Source organism: Terasakiispira papahanaumokuakeensis, from assembly GCF_001709345.1.
Taxonomy (GTDB): Bacteria; Pseudomonadota; Gammaproteobacteria; order Pseudomonadales; family Halomonadaceae; genus Terasakiispira; species Terasakiispira papahanaumokuakeensis.
Genome location: NZ_MDTQ01000001.1, coordinates 2,046,890 through 2,066,031, shown reverse-complemented (window position 1 = coordinate 2,066,031; position 19,142 = coordinate 2,046,890). Strand labels below are relative to the sequence as shown.

The 19,142-nt window shown below is 49.4% G+C and carries 14 protein-coding genes; 7 read left to right on the top strand and 7 right to left on the bottom strand.

What is annotated here, in order from left to right; genetic code table 11:
* The first annotated feature begins 76 nt into the window (after positions 1-76).
* The 3 genes from exaC to BFW38_RS09005 all read left to right on the top strand — a co-directional run bounded on the left by exaC (position 77) and on the right by BFW38_RS09005 (position 3,711).
* On the top strand, positions 77-1,597 hold the full coding sequence (gene exaC, locus BFW38_RS09020; protein WP_068998081.1) for an acetaldehyde dehydrogenase ExaC: 1,521 nt from the start codon (positions 77-79) through the stop codon (positions 1,595-1,597).
* Between the two features lie 94 nt (positions 1,598-1,691).
* The gene (gene adhP / locus BFW38_RS09015; protein WP_175400958.1) at positions 1,692-2,717 is read left to right on the top strand and encodes an alcohol dehydrogenase AdhP; all 1,026 of its coding nucleotides are present in this window, start codon (positions 1,692-1,694) and stop codon (positions 2,715-2,717) included.
* A 619-nt stretch (positions 2,718-3,336) separates the two neighbouring features.
* The gene (locus tag BFW38_RS09005; RefSeq protein WP_068998079.1) at positions 3,337-3,711 is read left to right on the top strand and encodes a histone-like nucleoid-structuring protein, MvaT/MvaU family; all 375 of its coding nucleotides are present in this window, start codon (positions 3,337-3,339) and stop codon (positions 3,709-3,711) included.
* A gap of 193 nt (positions 3,712-3,904) precedes the next feature.
* Here BFW38_RS09005 and BFW38_RS09000 read toward each other — a convergent pair whose 3' ends face one another.
* From BFW38_RS09000 to BFW38_RS08990, 3 genes are read right to left on the bottom strand one after another with little or no spacing between them, the layout of a single operon-like run.
* Complete coding sequence (locus tag BFW38_RS09000) at positions 3,905-4,996, bottom strand: ABC transporter substrate-binding protein (protein ID WP_084004555.1); 1,092 nt, start codon at positions 4,994-4,996, stop codon at positions 3,905-3,907.
* Positions 4,997-5,005: 9 nt separating this feature from the next.
* Positions 5,006-6,415: a sensor histidine kinase gene (locus BFW38_RS08995; RefSeq protein WP_068998077.1), complete on the bottom strand. Its 1,410-nt coding sequence runs from the start codon at positions 6,413-6,415 to the stop codon at positions 5,006-5,008.
* Positions 6,405-7,082 (bottom strand): response regulator, encoded by a 678-nt coding sequence (locus BFW38_RS08990; protein WP_068998076.1) that lies wholly within the window; start codon positions 7,080-7,082, stop codon positions 6,405-6,407. Before BFW38_RS08990 ends, BFW38_RS08995 begins: the two co-directional genes overlap by 11 nt.
* Positions 7,083-7,526: 444 nt before the next feature.
* On the opposite strand from BFW38_RS08990, the gene BFW38_RS08985 reads away from it, so the two are divergent.
* The 3 genes from BFW38_RS08985 to BFW38_RS08975 are packed head-to-tail and all read left to right on the top strand — an operon-like array spanning position 7,527 to position 10,472.
* Positions 7,527-8,525, top strand: a complete 999-nt coding sequence (locus BFW38_RS08985) for a Bug family tripartite tricarboxylate transporter substrate binding protein (protein WP_245686123.1) — start codon at positions 7,527-7,529, stop codon at positions 8,523-8,525.
* Complete coding sequence (locus tag BFW38_RS08980) at positions 8,525-8,962, top strand: tripartite tricarboxylate transporter TctB family protein (RefSeq protein ID WP_068998075.1); 438 nt, start codon at positions 8,525-8,527, stop codon at positions 8,960-8,962. Before BFW38_RS08985 ends, BFW38_RS08980 begins: the two co-directional genes overlap by 1 nt.
* Before the next feature lies 1 nt (position 8,963).
* Positions 8,964-10,472 carry a tripartite tricarboxylate transporter permease gene (locus tag BFW38_RS08975; RefSeq protein ID WP_068998074.1) on the top strand — a complete coding sequence of 503 codons (1,509 nt, stop codon included), beginning with the start codon at positions 8,964-8,966 and terminating at the stop codon, positions 10,470-10,472.
* A 79-nt stretch (positions 10,473-10,551) separates the two neighbouring features.
* On the opposite strand, the gene BFW38_RS08970 is transcribed toward BFW38_RS08975, so the two are convergent.
* From BFW38_RS08970 to BFW38_RS08955, 4 genes are all read right to left on the bottom strand, one after another.
* On the bottom strand, positions 10,552-12,315 hold the full coding sequence (locus BFW38_RS08970; RefSeq protein WP_068998073.1) for an ABC transporter permease subunit: 1,764 nt from the start codon (positions 12,313-12,315) through the stop codon (positions 10,552-10,554).
* The gene (locus BFW38_RS08965) at positions 12,312-13,844 is read right to left on the bottom strand and encodes an ABC transporter substrate-binding protein (RefSeq protein ID WP_068998072.1); all 1,533 of its coding nucleotides are present in this window, start codon (positions 13,842-13,844) and stop codon (positions 12,312-12,314) included. The genes BFW38_RS08970 and BFW38_RS08965 overlap by 4 nt, the downstream gene beginning before the upstream one ends.
* 167 nt (positions 13,845-14,011) lie before the next feature.
* Positions 14,012-15,712 carry an ABC transporter ATP-binding protein gene (locus BFW38_RS08960; RefSeq protein WP_068998071.1) on the bottom strand — a complete coding sequence of 567 codons (1,701 nt, stop codon included), beginning with the start codon at positions 15,710-15,712 and terminating at the stop codon, positions 14,012-14,014.
* Between the two features lie 298 nt (positions 15,713-16,010).
* Complete coding sequence (locus BFW38_RS08955) at positions 16,011-17,420, bottom strand: glutamine synthetase family protein (protein ID WP_068998070.1); 1,410 nt, start codon at positions 17,418-17,420, stop codon at positions 16,011-16,013.
* 321 nt (positions 17,421-17,741) lie between these two features.
* Between BFW38_RS08955 and BFW38_RS08950 the strand changes: the two genes are divergently transcribed.
* Positions 17,742-19,088, top strand: a complete 1,347-nt coding sequence (locus BFW38_RS08950; protein WP_069000339.1) for a glutamine synthetase family protein — start codon at positions 17,742-17,744, stop codon at positions 19,086-19,088.
* The last annotated feature ends 54 nt before the right edge of the window (positions 19,089-19,142 follow it).

Below are 19,142 nucleotides of genomic sequence, written 5' to 3'. Positions count from 1 at the left end.
AGTTCAGAAGCAAGGCAGGGTTAAGCAGGTAACGATGTTGGACAGTTTGTTTACATAATAATCCAGGAGTTGCGTCATGATATATGCTCAACCGGGTCAGTCAGATGCCAAGGTGGCATTCAAGAAGCGCTATGGAAATTATATCGGCGGGCAGTGGGTAGAGCCTGTTGAGGGACGTTATTTTGAGAATGTTTCTCCTGTCAATGGGGAGGTGTTCTGTGAAATTCCGCGCTCGAGTGCTGCTGATATTGAAAAAGCACTGGATGCAGCGCATGCCGCTTTCTCAGCCTGGGGGAAAACATCCGCGACTGAGCGCTCTAATATCTTGTTGAGAATTGCCGACCGGATTGAACAAAACTTAGAAACGCTAGCGGTTGCTGAAACTTGGGATAATGGCAAGGCTGTTCGCGAAACATTGAATGCCGATATCCCTTTGGCTGTTGATCATTTCCGCTATTTTGCAGGGTGTATTCGAGCCCAAGAAGGGACAGCTGCTGACATTGATGCCAATACGGTGGCTTATCATTTTCATGAGCCGCTCGGGGTTGTGGGGCAAATTATTCCGTGGAACTTCCCGCTGTTGATGGCAACTTGGAAGTTGGCGCCGGCGTTGGCTGCGGGTAACTGTGTCGTGCTGAAACCTGCAGAGCAGACGCCTGCTTCAATCCTGGTACTCATGGAGTTGATCGGAGACTTGCTGCCAGAAGGTGTGATTAATATCGTCAATGGTTATGGTGCCGAGGCCGGGCAGGCGCTAGCGACCAGTAAGCGAATTGCTAAAATTGCCTTTACTGGCTCAACGCCTGTCGGGGCCCATATCCTGAAGTGTGCTGCAGATAATATTATCCCTTCTACGGTTGAGCTGGGCGGTAAATCTCCCAATATTTATTTCCCGGATATTATGCAAGCCGAGCCCGAGTTTATTGATAAAGCCGTTGAAGGGTTGGTGCTAGCCTTCTTCAACCAAGGCGAGGTGTGTACTTGTCCCTCACGCGCGTTGATCCATGAAGATATGTACGATGACTTTATGGCGCGTGTTCTTGAGCGAGTTAAAACTATCAAACGAGGTAATCCGCTAGATACGGATGTTCAGGTGGGGGCTCAAGCATCTCAAGAGCAGTTTGATAAGATTATGTCTTATATGGATATTGCGCGTGAAGAGGGCGCTGAAGTTCTGGCTGGTGGGGATCGTGAACGCCTTGATGGCCCTTATGGTAATGGTTATTACGTTCAGCCAACGTTGCTGAAAGGCCATAATAAAATGCGTATTTTCCAAGAGGAAATCTTTGGTCCAGTGGTGTCAGTAACCACATTTAAGACTGAGGCTGAAGCTTTGGAAATTGCTAACGACACCGAGTTTGGTTTAGGCGCTGGGGTCTGGAGTCGTGATATTAATACGGCTTTCCGGATGGGACGTGGTATTCAGGCGGGTCGAGTATGGACTAACTGTTACCATCAGTATCCCGCACATGCTGCTTTCGGGGGGTATAAGAAATCAGGGATCGGTCGTGAAACCCATAAAATGATGCTGGATCATTATCAGCAAACGAAGAACCTCTTGGTCAGCTATGACATCAATCCACTGGGATTCTTCTAGTTCATTCGAAAAAGCGTCGCCCAGTGCGGCGCTTTTTCTCGTTTGTTCAGCAAATCCTGGATTAATGACAATAAAATAATTAGGAGTCAGCCTTATGGATAGCACAATGAAAGCTGCTGTTGTTCGGGAGTTTGGCAAGCCGCTAGCAATTGAAGAAGTTGAGGTCCCTCGCCCTGGAAGAGGTGAGGTCCTGGTTAAAGTGGCTGCTTCAGGGGTTTGCCATACCGATTTACATGCGGCGCATGGTGATTGGCCGGTTAAGCCGAATCCGCCTTTTATTCCAGGCCATGAAGGTGTCGGGCATGTTGTGGCGGTCGGTGAAGGTGTGAGTCATTTGAAAGAAGGCGATCGAGTCGGTGTACCTTGGTTGTATTCTGCTTGTGGGCATTGCGAGCATTGTCTAGGCGGTTGGGAAACACTGTGCGAGTCCCAGCAGAATACGGGCTATTCTGTGAATGGTGGTTTTGCCGATTATACGTTGGCGGCTGCGGACTATGTCGGCCGTTTGCCTGACAATGTCGACTTTCTTGAAATTGCGCCTGTGCTTTGTGCTGGTGTGACGGTTTATAAGGGTCTGAAAATGACCGACACCCGTCCGGGACAGTGGGTGGTAATTTCAGGTATCGGTGGTTTGGGTCATATGGCGGTACAGTATGCGAAGGCGATGGGGTTAAATGTAGCGGCTGTTGATATTGATGATGCTAAGCTGGCATTGGCGGAGCGCCTGGGGGCTACGGTGACCGTGAATGCGATGAAGACGGATCCAGCGGCTTACCTGAAGAAAGAAATTGGCGGGGCTCATGGCGTACTGGTCACTGCGGTTTCACCTAAAGCCTTTGATCAAGCTCAACGAATGACGCGGCGAGGGGGGACCATTGCATTAAATGGCCTGCCGCCGGGTGATTTCCCGCTCCCTATTTTTGATACCGTCTTGAATGGTATTACCATACGCGGTTCAATTGTCGGGACACGTCAGGACTTACAGGAAGCGTTGGATTTTGCCGGTGAAGGTAAAGTCAAAGCGACCGTGGCCAGTGATCGACTAGAAAATATCAACGATATCTTTGATAAAATGCTGAATGGGCAAATTGAAGGGCGTATTGTTTTGGATATGCAATAGAGCTCAGCCAAGTGCTTTCACTATGCTTGTCATGGGCTGTGACTAGGAATTAAATGCCCTATTGCTGTGCAGTCATTCATGATTGAGTATTGATAGCGTTAAGTCGTGGCTTCAATAGCAATGCCCTGGCATCGTCGGGGCATTGCTTTTTTATGATCTCAATTATAGCCATGCAGCTTTTTACACTAAAGATTGGTGTCGTTTATTCGGTTCAGGTTGTGATTACCCTAAACGATCTGTTTGGGTTTGTGGGTCTTCTGTTTTACCCTCAAATGATTTCAATCTCCAATCTCCAGAAGCTCAATCAGTATCAAGCGCGTGCAGTGTTAAATTGGTACTATGTTGCATTGGTACGATGCGTTGCGCAGGCATTAATGTATGTGCGCTATAGCATATGATGTGAAGGTAATATGAGTGGTTTCTGTCATCAGATGCAATATTGAGTATTCTCAGATTCAGATATAGGTGTTCGAAATCGGAACCTTTAGACAGCATATAATTTTTATTGTGAGCAAATTAAATGTTAAGCTTTCATCAAATAGGGTTGCGGCTTGATTTTTTTTAACTAGAATATAGCCGAAACTATCCAATGTTACTAATCCATATGAGGTCTATCTAAATGTCCATGCTGGCAAGTTATCGTGAAAAAGAAGAATTGATGCGCAAATTGCAGGATGAATTGCGCCGCATGGAAGAGAATAAGCAGCTTCAGGAAGAATTGAACTTCAAAAAAGATATTGAAGCCGTTCTCGATCGCTATGAGCGTTCTCCTAAGGATTTGGTTCAACTATTTGGTTTGGCATCTACCAGCTCATCAGGTACGGCTCAAGCTAAAGCTGGAGGCCGTCGCAAACGTAAATTGAAAGTCTATAAAAATCCAAATACCGGTGAAGTGATTGAAACCCGCGGTGGCAATCATAAAGATTTGAAAGCCTGGAAGGCTGAGTTTGGTAATGAAACAGTTGAAGGTTGGGTCGTAGAAGAGCGCGATTAATCAATCGCCACTTTGTAAGCTGTTATACAGATTAATACTGTCTCAGCTGTTGTGATAAAAGCGCACCTCAAGTAGGTGCGCTTTTATTTTTAAGCTGTTGTTGCTGTGTAAGCGCACCGGTGCTGAATCGTATCACTAGATGAGGCACCACTTATTTGCCTTCAGAAATAAAGGTTGCCTCTCACCGAGCGACTTATTTTGAGTCGGTTCTCGTTTGGTCCCAGCGTCTGAGAAATGTACGTCTTTTTAATGGATCCAGGATAGTGAGTAACCCCGTATCGATGGGAATGGGGTGTAATGCTGTGCCAGCCTTGGATTTAAGTGATTGTGCGGTCCAAGGACCCTGGATCGAATGTTTTAAAGCAAATAAAGGGGTTTGGGTGGCCATGAGTGATTGCCCTTGATCACTTAATAGAAAATCGATAAACAATCGGCCCGCTTTCGGGTGGGGAGCGTTGCGTGGCTGTAAGGCGAGCCGTGTGACGACCAGTGCATAGTCCTCAGGGACTTGAACGATCAATTCCGGATGTTGTTTAGCGGCTTGAATGGCATATGAGCCTAGTAAGTTATATCCCAGTCTGGCTTGACCTTCGATAATTTTTTGGATCATCTCATTCGTTGTGCCGCCCTCTTGAAATCGGGCCTGTGATAATGCATTGGCCAGCGCCCAGAATTGTGGTGAAAAGCGCGCATCATGCATGCCCAACATCAAGCCGAAGGCACTGACGTGGGGATCATAGGTAATCACCTGTCCTTTAAGTTGTGTTTGAGGCGAGTTTAATGCTGTTAATAATTGATCATGACTGCGTGGGGGGGGCATCTGTTGGCTTAAATCTTGGCGATAGACCATGACCACGGGTTCGAAAGTAAAGGCGAAAAGCTCTCTTCTCCATTGAGCCCATTGAGGCCACTGACGGGCATTGGGGGTATCGATCGGTTGGGCATAGCCCGCATTGGCCAGTTGCATTTGCCACGGCATCGCTGAACTGATTAATACATCCGCAGCGGTCTTAGATGAGTGCGACTGTTGCGCGCGGTTGAAGACTTCAAACGTATTGTAATTAGTATAGGTTAAGTCAATGTTGGGATGCTTTTCGGTAAAGGCCTTAAGTAAAGGCTCCGCCATATTGTGGTCTAGAGCGGCATCAATCTCTAATGGCGATGATGGCTCGACCCGTGCGGGATAGTGAAAGCGTTCACTCGCCTGCCCTTGGCCCATGCCCAGTATTGTTGTGAGCATTAATGTGATGATGACGCAGGGGGTGTTTCGCCATGGTTGTGGCATAGTGGACACCTAGTCTTGAAAGCCGGCAGAAGTGGGTGAGGAGCGCTGGAAGGTGATATCAACAGCGAATCCTTGACCGTCGATACCGGGTCGGCATTGATATTCAGCACCATGGCTTTGCGCGATTGTGGCCACAATCGCCAAGCCTAGACCGCAGCCCTGAGTGTCTGCACTGGCTGCCCGGTAAAAACGTTCAAATAAATGCGGGTAAGACTCGGCTGGGACGCCAGGTCCATCGTCTTCAACGCTTAGGCGAATATAATCTTCCTCGCATGACAAGCTAACATTGATGCGGCTGTGAGGTGGGCAATAATTTAAGGCATTATCCAGTAGATTATTGAGCAGCGCCTCAAGTTGCCATTCGTTTCCTGTGACCCAGCAAGCGCTGCGATTTCCTTCAAAGCCCAAGTCAATGTGCTGTTCAAGCGCTCGGTCTTGGTCGTCCATAACACTTTGACGTGCCAGTTGTGTGAGGTCGCAAAGGGTATGAGGGGTCGCTGTATCCGGTGCGACACGACTGAGCGCCAGTAGTTGATTGGATAGTCGTGTGGTGCGCATTGCATTGTGCTGAAGGATTTGAAGCGCTGCGTACCAATCTTCTGGCTGCGTTTTCCTCAAGGCTAATTCTGCGCGAGCCTGTAGGCCTGCTAGTGGTGTTCTGAGTTGATGCGCGGCATCCGCGATAAAGCGTTGCATGCGTTTAAGTGACGTGGCCTGATCTTTTAGTAGGCTATTAAGGGTATTCACCAGCTCGTCTAGTTCATGGGGCAGGTTCAAGGTGAGTGGTGAAAGATCATTGGGTTGGCGTTGACGAATAGCCTGCCGTAGACGGGTTAATGGCCGCAAAGCAATGCCGAGGGCTAGCCGAATTCCAAGCAAGGTGAGCACAGCAAGAATTACGGTACGGAGTAATGAGCCTTCGAACAAGGTGTGCGCGAGTTGATTCCTCGTATGGCGTGTTTGCGCCACGATAATGTCATAGGGCCGACTTTGATCCCAGGTGGTGATGTAAGCATGCCGCAGCGCCAATCTTAAAGGCATGCCATGAAGTTGTCCGTTATAAAAAAACACGTTATTTCCTGGCTCGGATAGCGCCTTATCACCAGGCAACGGCAATGTCGCGTTGCCCGTTAATCGTTCTCCGTTACTTTGGGTGATTTGATAAAAAACGCGTTCTTGATCGGGGCCGGAAATGATTTTGAGTGCTGATTCAGGTAAGTCCAGCCACAGTTGGCCATCTTGCCACTGTATGCGTTCTGCAATAATCAAACTACTGGCTGCAAGCAAGGTGTCATGCGTGCGATCAGCGGTGCGTACTGCGCTGGTATAGGCCTGAATAAGCACTAACGTGACAATACCGGTCAGTGGTAGTAACAGCCAAATCAATAATCGCCGTTTTAAAGAAGTTTCAGCGCGCATGGTGCTCTAAACTCAAACGGTAGCCGATGCCGCGAATCGTTGTGATGTTGAGTCCGTAAGGCGTTAGCCGTTTGCGCAGGCGAGAGATATAAACTTCAATCGCATTACTGCCTACGGTGTCTTCATAGCTGAAAACTTGTTCTGTTAATAGTTCGCGCGGGATGATTTGTTCGGCTTTATTTAATAAGCCCACCAGTAGTGAGTATTCACGCCTGGGTAGCTGTAAGGGTTGGTGGTCGAGTAAAAGTTCCTGTGTGCTGCTGTTATAAACTAAAGGCCCTAGTTGTAAAGTGGAGTGACTACGACCTTGGCTGCGGCGCAATAAAGCGCGAATACGGGCTTCTAATTCATCGAGCGAGAAAGGCTTAGCTAAATAATCGTCAGCGCCTAGATCAAGTCCTTTGACCTTTTCACCAATATGATCCCGCGCGGTCACGATCAGTACCGGTACATGGTTACCACGATGACGTAATGATTTAAGTACTTCGAGGCCATCTCGGTCGGGGAGTGATAAGTCGAGCAAAACCAAATCAAAGTGATGATGTTGCAGTAAGTGATCAGCTAATAATCCATTGTCGGCCACATCGACAGTGTATTTCAGGGTGACTAGGCTGTCCCGGACAGTACTGGCGAGTAGAGGATCATCTTCGATGAGTAGGAGACGCATAGCGGTTTTCTAAGCCCTGTTTTCAATAGCAGTCGTTACCAATAGCAGTCGTTACACTGTGTGAGCACTTCTGTGTGCTTTGAGTTTGATGTTTTTTTCTGGGTATTACGATTCTTTGAGACTAAAGACTAATGCGTGATCATACTGTGTGAAAGGTTGGTGAAAGGTTGGGGCACCAGAATCGAGAGGTCTGGATGGGGCTCATGCTGATCTAAGTGCTCATGATAATAAAAAGATGAACGAGCTAACACTGTCTCATACTACCATAGTGAAGTCGTTCAAGAGATCTGGATATTCGGTTATGTGTCCTTTGATCAGTTCAATATGCAAGATTGAGCTCTGTGCGATATCAAGCCCTATGCGATATCAAAAGGCATTTAATCCAGAATAATAATGTGACGCCATAATGATGAGTGTCCGACAACAATGACGAGAGAGAAGACCATGATGCGTAAAAAAAACTGGCTGAATATGGCGCGCACCGCCGTAGCCGCAACGGCTTTGGGGTTGTCATTAAGTGCTATGGCTTACGAGCCTGCGAATAAAGTGGAGTGTATTGCTCCTGCCGATCCTGGCGGTGGCTGGGATTTTACTTGCCGTAGCGTTGGTAAGCTTTTATCCGAGTTGGATTATGTCCCCGGTAATGTGCAGACCCTGAATATGGCGGGAGCGGGTGGCGGTGTGGCATTTGCCCATACGGTCTCTAAGCGAGATGGTGATGAGAATGTCATTGTCGCGGCGTCTACGGCCACGACAACACGTTTGGCCCAAGGCCAGTTCCCAGGTATGAATGCCGATATGGTCAACTGGGTGGGGGCTTTGGGCGCTGACTATGGCGTCATTGCTGTCGGTCAAGACTCTCCTTATCAGAACCTGAATGATTTGATGGATGCACTTAAAAGTGATCCACGTTCAGTCAAATTTGCCGGTGGTAGTGCCAACGGGGGCTGGGATCACCTGAAAGTATTGATCGCAGCGCGTGCTGCTGGTGTACAAAATTTGCCACGCATACCTTACTTGTCTCTGAATAATGGGGGCGAGGCGATGACGATGGTGGTCGGTGGTCACGTTGATGCCTTTACCGGCGACATCTCTGAAGTAAAAGGCTTTATGGAGTCTGGCGATCTTCGTGTGCTGGCGGTGTTATCGGAACAGCGACTACCGGGTGAGTTTGCTGATATTCCTACTGCCCGTGAGCAGGGCATTGATGCGGTTGGACCTAACTGGCGTGGTTTTTACATGCCCGCAGACATTAGCCCAGAGGCTAAGCAATGGTGGATCAAGCATCTGGATGATCTCTATGCGTCAGATGAGTGGAAATCTGTTATGCGTAGTAATGGCCTGATGCCTTTCCATAAAACAGGCCCTGAATTTGAAAGTTTCGTTAAGCAGCAGATTAACGATATCAGTCAACTCTCTAAAGAAATTGGGCTGACGCGCTAATGAGTGACCGTATTTTCGGTCTGCTGATGCTAGCCCTGGCCGTGGCATACGGCTGGGGTGCCCAGCAGTTCCCTGTTCCGTTTGGTGAGGCCGAGGCTGTTGGCCCTGAAACTTTCCCCATACTGCTGTCGGTATTGTTGGGATTTTGCAGTCTATATATGATGCTCCGCCCCGATCCCGATAACGGCTGGCCTGTAGGCCGGACACTGACTGAGATGGTGGTGGTGCTTATTGTGTTACTGGCGTACACCGCTATTTTGGAGGAGCTGGGTTTTGTGATCTCGACAACCTTGGCTGTGGGCATTTTATGCTGGCGTATGGGCGCCCGCCTTAAATCTGCCTTCCTGGTGGCTTTCCTGGGTGGGGTTGTGGTGTATCTCCTATTTAATTTCGTGCTGGAGCTTCCTTTGCCAGCCGGTCTCTTGGAGGTCGTCTGACATGGATACACTTCATTATTTACTTCAAGGGTTTGCGGTGGCGCTTGAGCCAACAAACCTGATGTTTGCCCTGATGGGGGCTTTTTTAGGTACGCTCATTGGTGCTTTGCCTGGCTTGGGTCCAGCCAATGGTGTGGCGATTCTCATTCCTTTGGCTTTTTCTCTAGGATTACCGCCAGAGACTGCTTTGATCATGCTGACTTCGGTGTATGCCGGCGCCATGTATGGTGGACGAATTTCCTCTATTTTATTGAATATCCCTGGCGATGAACCTGCCATGATGACCTGTCTAGATGGTTATCCTATGGCACAAAAAGGGAAAGCGGCTGAGGCGTTGGCTATTTCTGCCATTGCTTCTTGTCTGGGGAGTTTTATTGCGACGATTGGCTTGATTCTGCTTGCGCCAGTATTAGCTAAGGTGGCCTTGTCATTTGGGCCGGCTGAGTATTTTGCACTCTTTGTGCTGGCGTTTGCGACCTTGGGCGGGATTACGGGAAAGAACCCCGTGAAAACGTTAATGGCGGCGTCGATTGGCCTGATGATCGCGACGGTTGGAATCGATTTGTCGACTGGGGTTCAGCGTTATACTTTCAACGTGTTGGAGCTGTATGAAGGTATTGATTTTATTATTGCCATTGTGGGCTTGTTTGCGATTTCTGAACTGCTAGTGTTCATTGAACATCGTGCGGGCAAGGGTCATGAAATTATTCATATGAACCCGTTGAAGCTGAGCTGGGCTGACATTCGGAATATTCTGCCGACCACTTTCCGTGGCGGGATTATTGGTTTTATCTCAGGTGTTTTACCCGGTGCTGGCGCGTCATTAGGCAGCTTTATCAGTTATACCCTGGAAAAGAAGGTGGTCGGGGATAAAGGTGCCTTTGGTACCGGCGACCCGCGAGGGGTTGCTGCGCCCGAGGCCGGGAATAATGGAGCGGCTAATGGTGCCTTAGTGCCGATGTTGACGCTCGGTGTGCCAGGGTCTGGCACAACGGCTGTGCTCCTGGCAATGCTGATCTCGCTTAACATTACGCCGGGGCCGATGATGTTCACTCAGCATGCTGATGTGGTTTGGGGCGTGATTGCTGCGTTGCTGATCGGCAATGTCTTGCTATTGCTATTGAATATCCCATTGGTTGGCATCTTTGTGCGTTTGTTATCAGTGCCGCCCTACTTCTTGCTGCCGATCGTCACCATGGTGGCCTTTGTCGGGATTTACTCGATTAGCCATTCGCTGTTTGATCTTTATTTTATGATCGCTTTTGGTGTCATAGGTTATGTGCTGCGTAAGTTGGATATTCCGCTGGTGCCGGTGATCTTAGGTTTATTGCTGGGACCGGAAATGGAGAAAAACTTACGCCATGCGATGACGATTTCTGATGGTGATTGGTCGATACTCTGGTCGAGTGGTTTATCGATTGGTTTATGGGCTGTTGCAGCATTAGGGTTGATCTTACCCATGGTTGTTGGGCCTATATTACGTCGGCGGATGAAAAAAAACGAAGCATGAACTAATTGATATATGTTCAACCAATAGGCGCCTTGGGCGCCTATTGGTGTTTTAGACCTCCTCAAATGAACCGCATCAGTTATGCTCTAGCCTGACGCTTTAATAACAATGAGTAAGCCGATAGTTTGAAGATTACGATCGCAAAGAGGATTAAAGCGAGTGTGGGCGCCATTACGACCCAGGGGGCGCGTTCCATATAAGGCATGCCTTCAGCTAATAAGCGTCCCCATTCCGGAGTCGGTGGCCGACTGCCTAATCCTAAAAAGCTTAAACTGGCGAGTGCCAAGGCTGTGCCAGGAAGCCGAACTAACGCATGACGGAAAATCGTTGGCATGATTCCAGGCAGTTGGTAGCGCCATAAGTTACGCCATGGGCTGACGCCTAATGTGGGGGCCATACGAACAAAGGGTTGTGCTCTGGTTTCCTCCAGCAATGCCCTGGTATGTGCGGCGAGTGGTGCCCAGGAGACAAGAGATACCGCCAGTAGGGCTCCCCATTGGCTGGGGCCATTTAAAGCCGTGACGGTCATGCCAACTAAAACCGGTGGCGTTGCATTCGCCATTTCGACGGGTCCATCGATGCCTTGTCTGAGTAAGCCCAGAAGTAGGCCTGTGGTGAACGCAATGATCCCTGCAAGAAGTGTTAAGCCGAGGGTGATTAGGGCGCCATGTGCTAAGCGGGCTAATAGGTCACGCCCACTGGCATCGGCACCGAGCCACAAGTTTAAGGAGGGGGGGGCGAGTCGAGTGTACTCTGATGAAATGGGATCGCCTGTAATGCCGACTAGCCAGCAGCCTCCGATGAGTAATACCCCTAATAGCCAAATGGTTCGGCTTGGGTGCTTGGCTGCATATTGAATGGGTGTGGCTGTTGGCAATGCGCCTGAGCGTAGATATCGCCCCAGCATTAAGTAATGGATCAGTCGACTGGCTAACCCCAGTATCAGGGCGATCATGAGTAGACAAAGAATGCCGCCCTGTAGCTGAGGTAAATCATAAGCGACTGCTGCTCCAAGCGTTGCGCGCCCAATGCCTGGAATCGCAAAGACTTGCTCGACGGCGACGGCACCGCCGGTTAGGCCCACCATCACCAAACTGATTTGAGGAATGAGCGCAGGAATGGTTCTATTCAAGACGGCCATCATAATACGGCGTTGAGAGAAACCACTGGCCTGCCACGTTGCAATCCAAGGCTCATGAAAGGTGTGGCTGAGCCCATCGCTGAGTAGGCGCCCCAGTAAACCTCCTGCGGGTAAGCCTAAAGCTAGCGCAGGTAATATCCAGTGCGAGGGGGCTGACCAACCATAAGGCGGCAGCCAGCCGAGCCCAACGGCAAAAATGAGCAGTAAAAGTGTCGCCAGTAGAAACTCGGGTAGCGCGACACAGGCGATGGAAAGCCCTTCAGATGAAGGGCGAGCACGCCCTTTGAGCCCGAGTAACATACTAGGAGCACTTAAAGCGATGGCAGTAATAAAGGCCACGATAAGTGCCATTGCCATCAAGTGCAGTGATACCACCACAGCATCGACGACTCCGGGCAAAATAGGTTGGCCTGAAATCCAGGACTCGCCCCACTGACCTTGAAGTAGGTTATTGGCCCAGTTCAGTAAATAGTGAACGGGGCCTTGATCTAGGGCTAACTCTGCTCGAATTGATGCCAATTGCTCAGGGCTGTGGCCGGGTTCTCCATAGCGGGCCTGATAGAGTCGAGCAGCGGGGTCTTGATTGGACCACCAAGGCAGACTGCCAATTAAACTCAATACTGCCAGTAGTGATAATAGTCGCGATATATAAGGCGTCATTCCGTGCCAGCAGGCCCGGAATGACAAAGCGATTGATTTCATAGTGAATCTTTGGCGTCAACGAACTGAGTATTTTGATTGATTAGACGTCGTTCGCGAGGGTCACGAATAGCCTCTTTTAGATAAGCCTGCTCGCCTTGAATGACTCGTTCATGCAACATGGGAATCGCGGCATCGGTGGACAATATTGCGGCTTCGGCCTCCATGATGGCTTCTTTGCGACCGCTCCCAGTGGGGATTAGAGCGGCTTTTTCCAGCGCTTGGTCGACTTTTGGATCGCATAACTGTGCAATATTGAAAGAACCGGAACAGCTGAAGTCACTTTTCATGTAGGCGACTGGATCGCCTGAATCTAGTACCGTGGCGCGGGATAAAATGAAGGCATCGAAACGACCGGCTAAAGCATCCGATTCGATATTGGCATATTCGCGAATATCTTGCGTGACAGTAAACCCGGCTTCTGTCAGCTGTTGGGCAACGAGGACCGCCACTTCAGGGAGCTCGGCCCGGTCTGTGAAAGTGGCCAGTGTAATCTGAGTGCCTGGCGCTGGTTTTTCCGCGATGGGGTATTGAATGGGTTGGCGTAATGTGGCCGCCCACGGCAAAGCAGGCCCTAATAAGCCCTCAGCTATGTCGGCTCGGTTTTCGTAAACTGTTTTGATGATTTGAGCACGTTCGATGGCTTCGCGAGCGGCTGCGCGCAGGGCAGGGTTGTCAAAAGGTGGTTTTCGGGTATTCAAATAAAGTGTGTTGGTTCTCGGCATAGGCACTTCATGAATGAGCTCGTCATCAATCAGTGCCGCTTGCGATACGGGAATAGCCTCAACTAAGTCAGCATCGCCTGTCCGTAATGCGGCTGCACGTGCGGTACCGTCAGGGACAAAGTCGGCATCAATACCTGCCAGTTTTGCAGGCGTTCCCCAATAACCATCAAAGCGATCCAGATGAGCACTTCGAGTGCCTTCTATGCGGGTTAACTCAAAAGGCCCTGTACCGGTCCCTACGGGGCTGACGTGTTTGGTGTTGGTGTAAGCCTCAGACGCCAAGATGGCCAGTTGCGGGCTAGATAACCGGTTGGGTAAAAGTGGATCTGGCACTTGTGTTTTGACGATCACTTGATGCGGCCCTTCGGCACGGACCCTCAGTGTAAATCCATCCAGAATCCGCGGGCGTGGGATGGCTTGGGTGGCTGCCGTCAAGGCGGTGACAACCTGTTCTGAGTTAAGTGTTTCGCCGTTGTGGAATTGAACGCCTTCACGCAGGGTAAAGCGCCAAGTCAGTGGATCTATTTGAGTCCATTCAGTGGCCAAGAAGGGCTGGGGTTCCCCTTCAGGGTTTAGCTTGATTAAAGTTTCTGCGGTACTCCAACGAGAGAGTTTGAAGGCATCGTCAGAGAAGGGGTTGAGTCCTGAGCGAGGAGGTTGCAGCATCGCCAAATGCAAACGATTGGATTCCAGTCGTTCTGTGACTTGCTGGGAGGCATCATGATCACTGCAAGCTGTAAGCAGCAAAAGTATCCCACTAAGTGACCATTGAAAAATAAATTGAGTCAAACCTTTGAGCTTGGGCATGGAGTCTTTTCCGTTGAGACTATGGTGAATATATCGTGCATCTTGAGTGAATATATAGTGCATCTTGCGCGGCATCGAAAAGGGCAATACATCGATTTAGCGATCGCTATTTGTGTCAAACATTAGACCCTGGTATTCAAGAATCAGGTGTTTCAGGGTCCTGGTTCTCATGACAATAGGGCTTGCGGTTGATGGTCTGGTGATCTGATTTTGATGCCATTAGCTGGGCTGAATTGCGATGTCGGGAGCGTCAATAATGCAGATAAATGAGGGCAAGTCGGCCCGTCATAACTGATCATGCCTTCTCTAATGATTAAAGTGCGTGAGCATAATGCGATCACGCTGTCGAGATCATGAGTTGCCCACAAAAGACCGGTTCCTGTTTCTTGGCATAGCCTTGCGATCAGTTGCTCGATCTGATGGCGGCGCTCAAGATCCAGGCCGCTGGTGGCTTCATCTGCAATCAGAAACTGAGGTTTCACAACCAGTGCTCTAGCGATCGCAACGCGCTGCGCCTGACCACCCGATAATTGATGGGGGTAGAGCGATAACTGTGCGGAGGTAAGGCCAACCTGTTCCAGTTGGTGATGCAGTGCTTTTAAAGCTAATGGCTCATGTTTTAAGCAATGCCAAGGTTCTGTGACTAATTCGGCAACCGTCATATAAGGGTTGAGTGAAGCCCTTGGGTCTTGCGGGATATATTGCACTGTCTGTCGGTACTCATCCAGGCGACTGGGCGTGAGTCTTGCGCCTTTGAGGTGATATTGGCCTGTTGAGTAGAGCGGTTGGGTTTGAGGCGTGATCAGCCCCATCATTAAATTGAGCAATGTTGACTTGCCCGCCCCTGAAGCCCCAATAAGCCCGACCTTTTCTCCTGCATGAAGGGCTAATGTCATCGGCTCTAATATGGTTTGGTCCTGGCGACGTGTTTTGACGCTAACCGATTTAAATTCGAGTAATGGTGGTGTGACGATATCGTCAGCATCACCGGTGTTTGGCTGATGAATAGGTGGCTCGGCATTGAGGGTGATGGCTGTGGCACTAAGGGCTTTCTTTGAGCCCCGTTGTCGACGCAATAATTGGCGTTTTGATAAGGCATCGGCCAGATTTTCTAGATAGGCTGACCGCGGTGCTGCGAAAAATTGTTGAGCGGGACGATCGACAACCAACTGACCATCATTTAGCACTAAGATGCGATTGCAATACGCTTGAGCCTGATGAATATCGTGTGTGATCAGTAAGCAACCGGGTTGACCGGCATGGCCTGTATGTCGTCGCAGCACTTCAAGTACTTGAGCTTGAGTATGTTCATCTAGCGCAGCAGTAGGCTCGTCAGCAATTAAAAAGTCAGTTTTCCCTGCCAAAGCCATCGCTATACTCAAACGCTGGCGCTGACCGCCCGAAAGCGCCAGTGGTGTTGCGGCCATGATCTGTTCAGGATGACTGAATTCGAGATCAGCGAGCAGCGTTAACGCCGACTCCCAAGCGTTCTTGCGGGACTGCCGATGAAAATACTGAAAGGGCACAATAAGCTGGCGCCCTACAGTGATGGTCGGATTCAGCGCACTTAGTGTATCTTGCAGAATCATCCCTAACCGCGTTGACAAAGGTCGCTGCATTGCCGTCATTTGGCTGACTTGATGCTGCTGGATCCAGAGTTCACCATGGGATTGTGCGTTGGGGGGGAGTAATCCTAAAAATGCTTTAGCTAAGAGGCTTTTTCCGGCCCCCGAAGGCCCGACCAGAGCAACCCTTTCACTGCGTTCAAGGGTAATATTCAGTGAGGAAATCAGTGTTTTTGTCCCAAAAGTCAGCGATAACTGCCGGGTTTGAATAAGCGCGCTAGGTGGCTGGGCTGTAGGGGGCATAACTATCTGAATCCGTGTCGGCTTGATAATACTTGAAATGTTATACCATAACCTTTTGAAGCGGAACCCTTTATCGTGCTAATTGCGGTTGAGGATGGGGGTTATCGTTGAGGGTGGTTATCGTTGAGAGATGACCCTCGTTGAGAGAGGCTATATGGTGTCAGTCCGCATGCACGGCTGGGGTATGCCCGCCTGAGTATTTTGAAGCGCATCATTCGGCTATCCAAGGCCCGAATTACAACAGGGCCTTGAACGAAGAGGGGAGTTTGATGTGATAGAACGGAGCTGATGCAGGGTACTAAAGCGTATTGAGATACCAGCGGTATTCGAGTGCAGAAATCGTTTGTTCAAAAGTTTCTAATTCATTGTCTTTGCAGGCACAGAATACATCGATGAACTCTGAACCAAGATCCTGCTCAAGTTGTTTACTGTCTCTTAGTAAACGCAGTGCATCACGCAAACTACACGGTAGGCTGGCTTCTGTTTGATCATAAGCATTCCCTTCAATCGGGTCTCCAGGTTCGATCTGTTGGGTAATGCCGTAGTAGATACCGGCTAATAATGCGGTCATGACGAGATAGGGGTTGGCATCGGCGCCTGCTACTCGGTGCTCAATACGGGTGGCATTGTCATCACCTGTGGGCACTCGCAGTGCGGTGGTGCGATTATCCATTCCCCATGTGGGCGCTGACGGGACATAAAAGCCGGGTCCGAAGCGTCGGTATGAGTTGATGTTGGGACATAAAAAAGCAAAGCTTTCGCCCATCATCTCTAATAAGCCGCCCATCGCCCAACGCAGGGTGTCGTTAGGTAGGTCCCCTTCATGCTGTGGCGCCAGGACATTGCGGCCTTGTTCATCCAAAAGGCTGATGTGTACATGCATACCACTTCCTGCCTGCTCCTCATAGGGCTTAGCCATAAATGTGGCATCCATCCCATGTTCGTAAGCCACATTACGAATAACCCGTTTGAGAAGAATCGCTTGATCACAAGCGGTGAGTGCATCATCGATATGGCTGAGGTTGATTTCAAACTGGCCTGGTGCGGATTCAGCGACGATGGTGTCGGCAGGGAGCCCTTGGGCGTGAGCCGCCTCTATCGAAGCGATCAGGAAGTCCGAGTATTCATCAAGGTCGTCAATTGAATATACCTGAATGGTGTCAGGACGCTTACCACTCATCGGAGAGCAAGGTGGTTGAGGGCGACCGTCTTTTTGCTTTTGGTCGATCAGATAAAACTCTAGCTCAAATGCGGTGACAGGCGTTAAGCCAAGCGATTTAAATCGCTCGAGCATTTTGACCACTTGATGGCGGGGATCAGCAAAAAAAGGGGTTTGCCGATCTTCGTGCATACTCATCAAGAGTTGAGCGATTGGGCGAGATTGCCAAGGGGTCATGCAAAGGGTTTCGCTGATCGGATAGCAAATCATATCGGCTTCGCCGATTTCCAGACCCAAACCTGTTTCTTCGACGGTGTAACCTTGAATATTCAACGCAAATAAAGAGGCCGGCATGGCGACCCCTTTACTATACACCTTGTCGAGGCTGGCGCTATCAATGCGCTTCCCGCGCACAACGCCATTAATATCTGCAATCAATAAATCGACAAATTGCAGCTCTGGATGCCGGTGCACGAAAGCGCTGGCCTCATGGCTGGAGGCAATATCAGAACTGGTGTTGGCCGTGTGATCGCTTTTGAGCCCAGGCATGGCTATTTCCTTTGTAAAAAATATCGATCGCCGTGTTGGCTCTGTCAGTGAAATTCAAACGCGCAATAAAGTCAAACATCAGCGCTGTTGATCTCGACGAAATAAAGCTTGTTTCTACTGTTAAATCCTTTTGAATAGGTGGTGATGATGTTTTTTTACGGTGTTGAATAATGTGATTTAGCCTCTTTTTTAAGAAGCATTGCGCCAATAAGGATTTGCTTGTAGTGTGTGAAAAAACGAACAAAAATCGAGGCTGTTATGCAAAGTCGGCAACCCGCTAAAGGGTCGGCAGTGTTAGATCGAGAAGTCGCTGATCATACGATGGATCGCTTGGCTAAGTGGCTAGAAGCACGCCAGATCACTGAGGTTGAATGTGTCGTCAGTGATATCACCGGTATTGCTCGAGGCAAAATTGCCCCGGTCAGTAAGTTTATTGCCGAACGTGGTATGCGATTACCTGAGAGCGTGCTGTTGCAGACCGTGACGGGGGATTACGTTGACGATGATGTCTATTATGCGCTGCTAGATCCGGCAGATATAGACATGCTCTGTATCCCTGATCCAGATGCGGCTCATATTGTGCCATGGGCGCAGGAAGCCACTGCGCAAGTGATTCATGACACCTATGATCGTATGGGCAATCCGATTGCATTATCGCCGCGCAATGTGTTGAAGAAAGTATTGAGCTTGTATGAATCTCAAGGGTGGCGTCCTTTGGTCGCTCCTGAGATGGAGTTCTACTTGACCACACGCAGTACCGATCCCGATTTGCCTTTAATTCCGCCCGTTGGGCGTTCGGGGCGCCAGGAAACGGGTCGCCAGTCTTTTTCTATTGATGCGGCCAATGAGTTCGATCCATTGTTCGAAGACATGTATGACTGGTGTGAAGCACAAGAGTTGGATCTTGATACGTTGATCCATGAAGAAGGGACGGCTCAGATGGAAATTAATTTCCGTCATGGTGCTCCCTTGTCATTGGCTGATCAAATCTTCCTATTTAAACGTACTTTGCGCGAAGTGGCTTTAAAGCATGGCGTGACCGCTACGTTTATGGCGAAACCCATTACCAATGAACCCGGCAGTGCGATGCATTTGCATCAGAGCGTCATTGATATCAGCAGTGGGCAGAGTGTTTTTTCGCAACCTGATGGCAGTATGAGTTCGCTATTTCTCCACCATATTGGCGGCTTACAAAAATATATGTCTGAAGCTTTGCCACTAATTGCACCTAATGTGAATTCTTTTCGACGTTTTCTTCCCGATACCTCGGCTCCAGTGAATGTTGAATGGGGCGAAGAGAACCGTACTTGTGGCTTACGTGTGCCTAATTCTGACCCGCAAAATCGACGGGTTGAGAATCGCTTGCCGGGCGCTGATGCTAATCCTTATCTGGCGATTGCCAGCAGTTTGTTATGTGGCTATGTCGGCATGATTGAAGGGGTTAATCCTTCGGCGCCGATCCAGGGACGGGCTTTTGAACGGCGTAATTTGAAGTTGCCTGTGACTTTGGAAACTGCGCTTGAGGAGATGCAACAAAGCAGAATGCTTAAACAGTATCTGGGCGAGTCTTTTCTCAGTGGATATGTTGCAGTGAAGCGTGTTGAAAACGAAAACTTTAAACAGGTGATTAGCTCCTGGGAACGTGAATTCTTATTACTGTCTGTATGAGTTCCGGCATGACTAGATGAGTATATCGTCGATTTGAGGGCTGGGCGCCCAGAA

Excerpts from the sequence above, each read along its gene's own strand:
- BFW38_RS09000 (WP_084004555.1), bottom strand. The coding sequence starts at position 4,996 with ATGCCACAACCATGGCGAAACACCCCCTGCGTCATCATCACATTAATG.
- BFW38_RS08970 (WP_068998073.1), bottom strand. The coding sequence starts at position 12,315 with ATGAAATCAATCGCTTTGTCATTCCGGGCCTGCTGGCACGGAATGACG.
- exaC (WP_068998081.1), top strand. The coding sequence starts at position 77 with ATGATATATGCTCAACCGGGTCAGTCAGATGCCAAGGTGGCATTCAAG.
- adhP (WP_175400958.1), top strand. The coding sequence starts at position 1,692 with ATGGATAGCACAATGAAAGCTGCTGTTGTTCGGGAGTTTGGCAAGCCG.
- BFW38_RS08960 (WP_068998071.1), bottom strand. The coding sequence starts at position 15,712 with ATGCCCCCTACAGCCCAGCCACCTAGCGCGCTTATTCAAACCCGGCAG.
- BFW38_RS08965 (WP_068998072.1), bottom strand. The coding sequence starts at position 13,844 with ATGCCCAAGCTCAAAGGTTTGACTCAATTTATTTTTCAATGGTCACTT.
- BFW38_RS08985 (WP_245686123.1), top strand. The coding sequence starts at position 7,527 with ATGATGCGTAAAAAAAACTGGCTGAATATGGCGCGCACCGCCGTAGCC.
- BFW38_RS08955 (WP_068998070.1), bottom strand. The coding sequence starts at position 17,420 with ATGCCTGGGCTCAAAAGCGATCACACGGCCAACACCAGTTCTGATATT.
- BFW38_RS09005 (WP_068998079.1), top strand. The coding sequence starts at position 3,337 with ATGTCCATGCTGGCAAGTTATCGTGAAAAAGAAGAATTGATGCGCAAA.
- BFW38_RS08980 (WP_068998075.1), top strand. The coding sequence starts at position 8,525 with ATGAGTGACCGTATTTTCGGTCTGCTGATGCTAGCCCTGGCCGTGGCA.
- BFW38_RS08975 (WP_068998074.1), top strand. The coding sequence starts at position 8,964 with ATGGATACACTTCATTATTTACTTCAAGGGTTTGCGGTGGCGCTTGAG.
- BFW38_RS08995 (WP_068998077.1), bottom strand. The coding sequence starts at position 6,415 with ATGCGCGCTGAAACTTCTTTAAAACGGCGATTATTGATTTGGCTGTTA.
- BFW38_RS08950 (WP_069000339.1), top strand. The coding sequence starts at position 17,742 with ATGGATCGCTTGGCTAAGTGGCTAGAAGCACGCCAGATCACTGAGGTT.
- BFW38_RS08990 (WP_068998076.1), bottom strand. The coding sequence starts at position 7,082 with ATGCGTCTCCTACTCATCGAAGATGATCCTCTACTCGCCAGTACTGTC.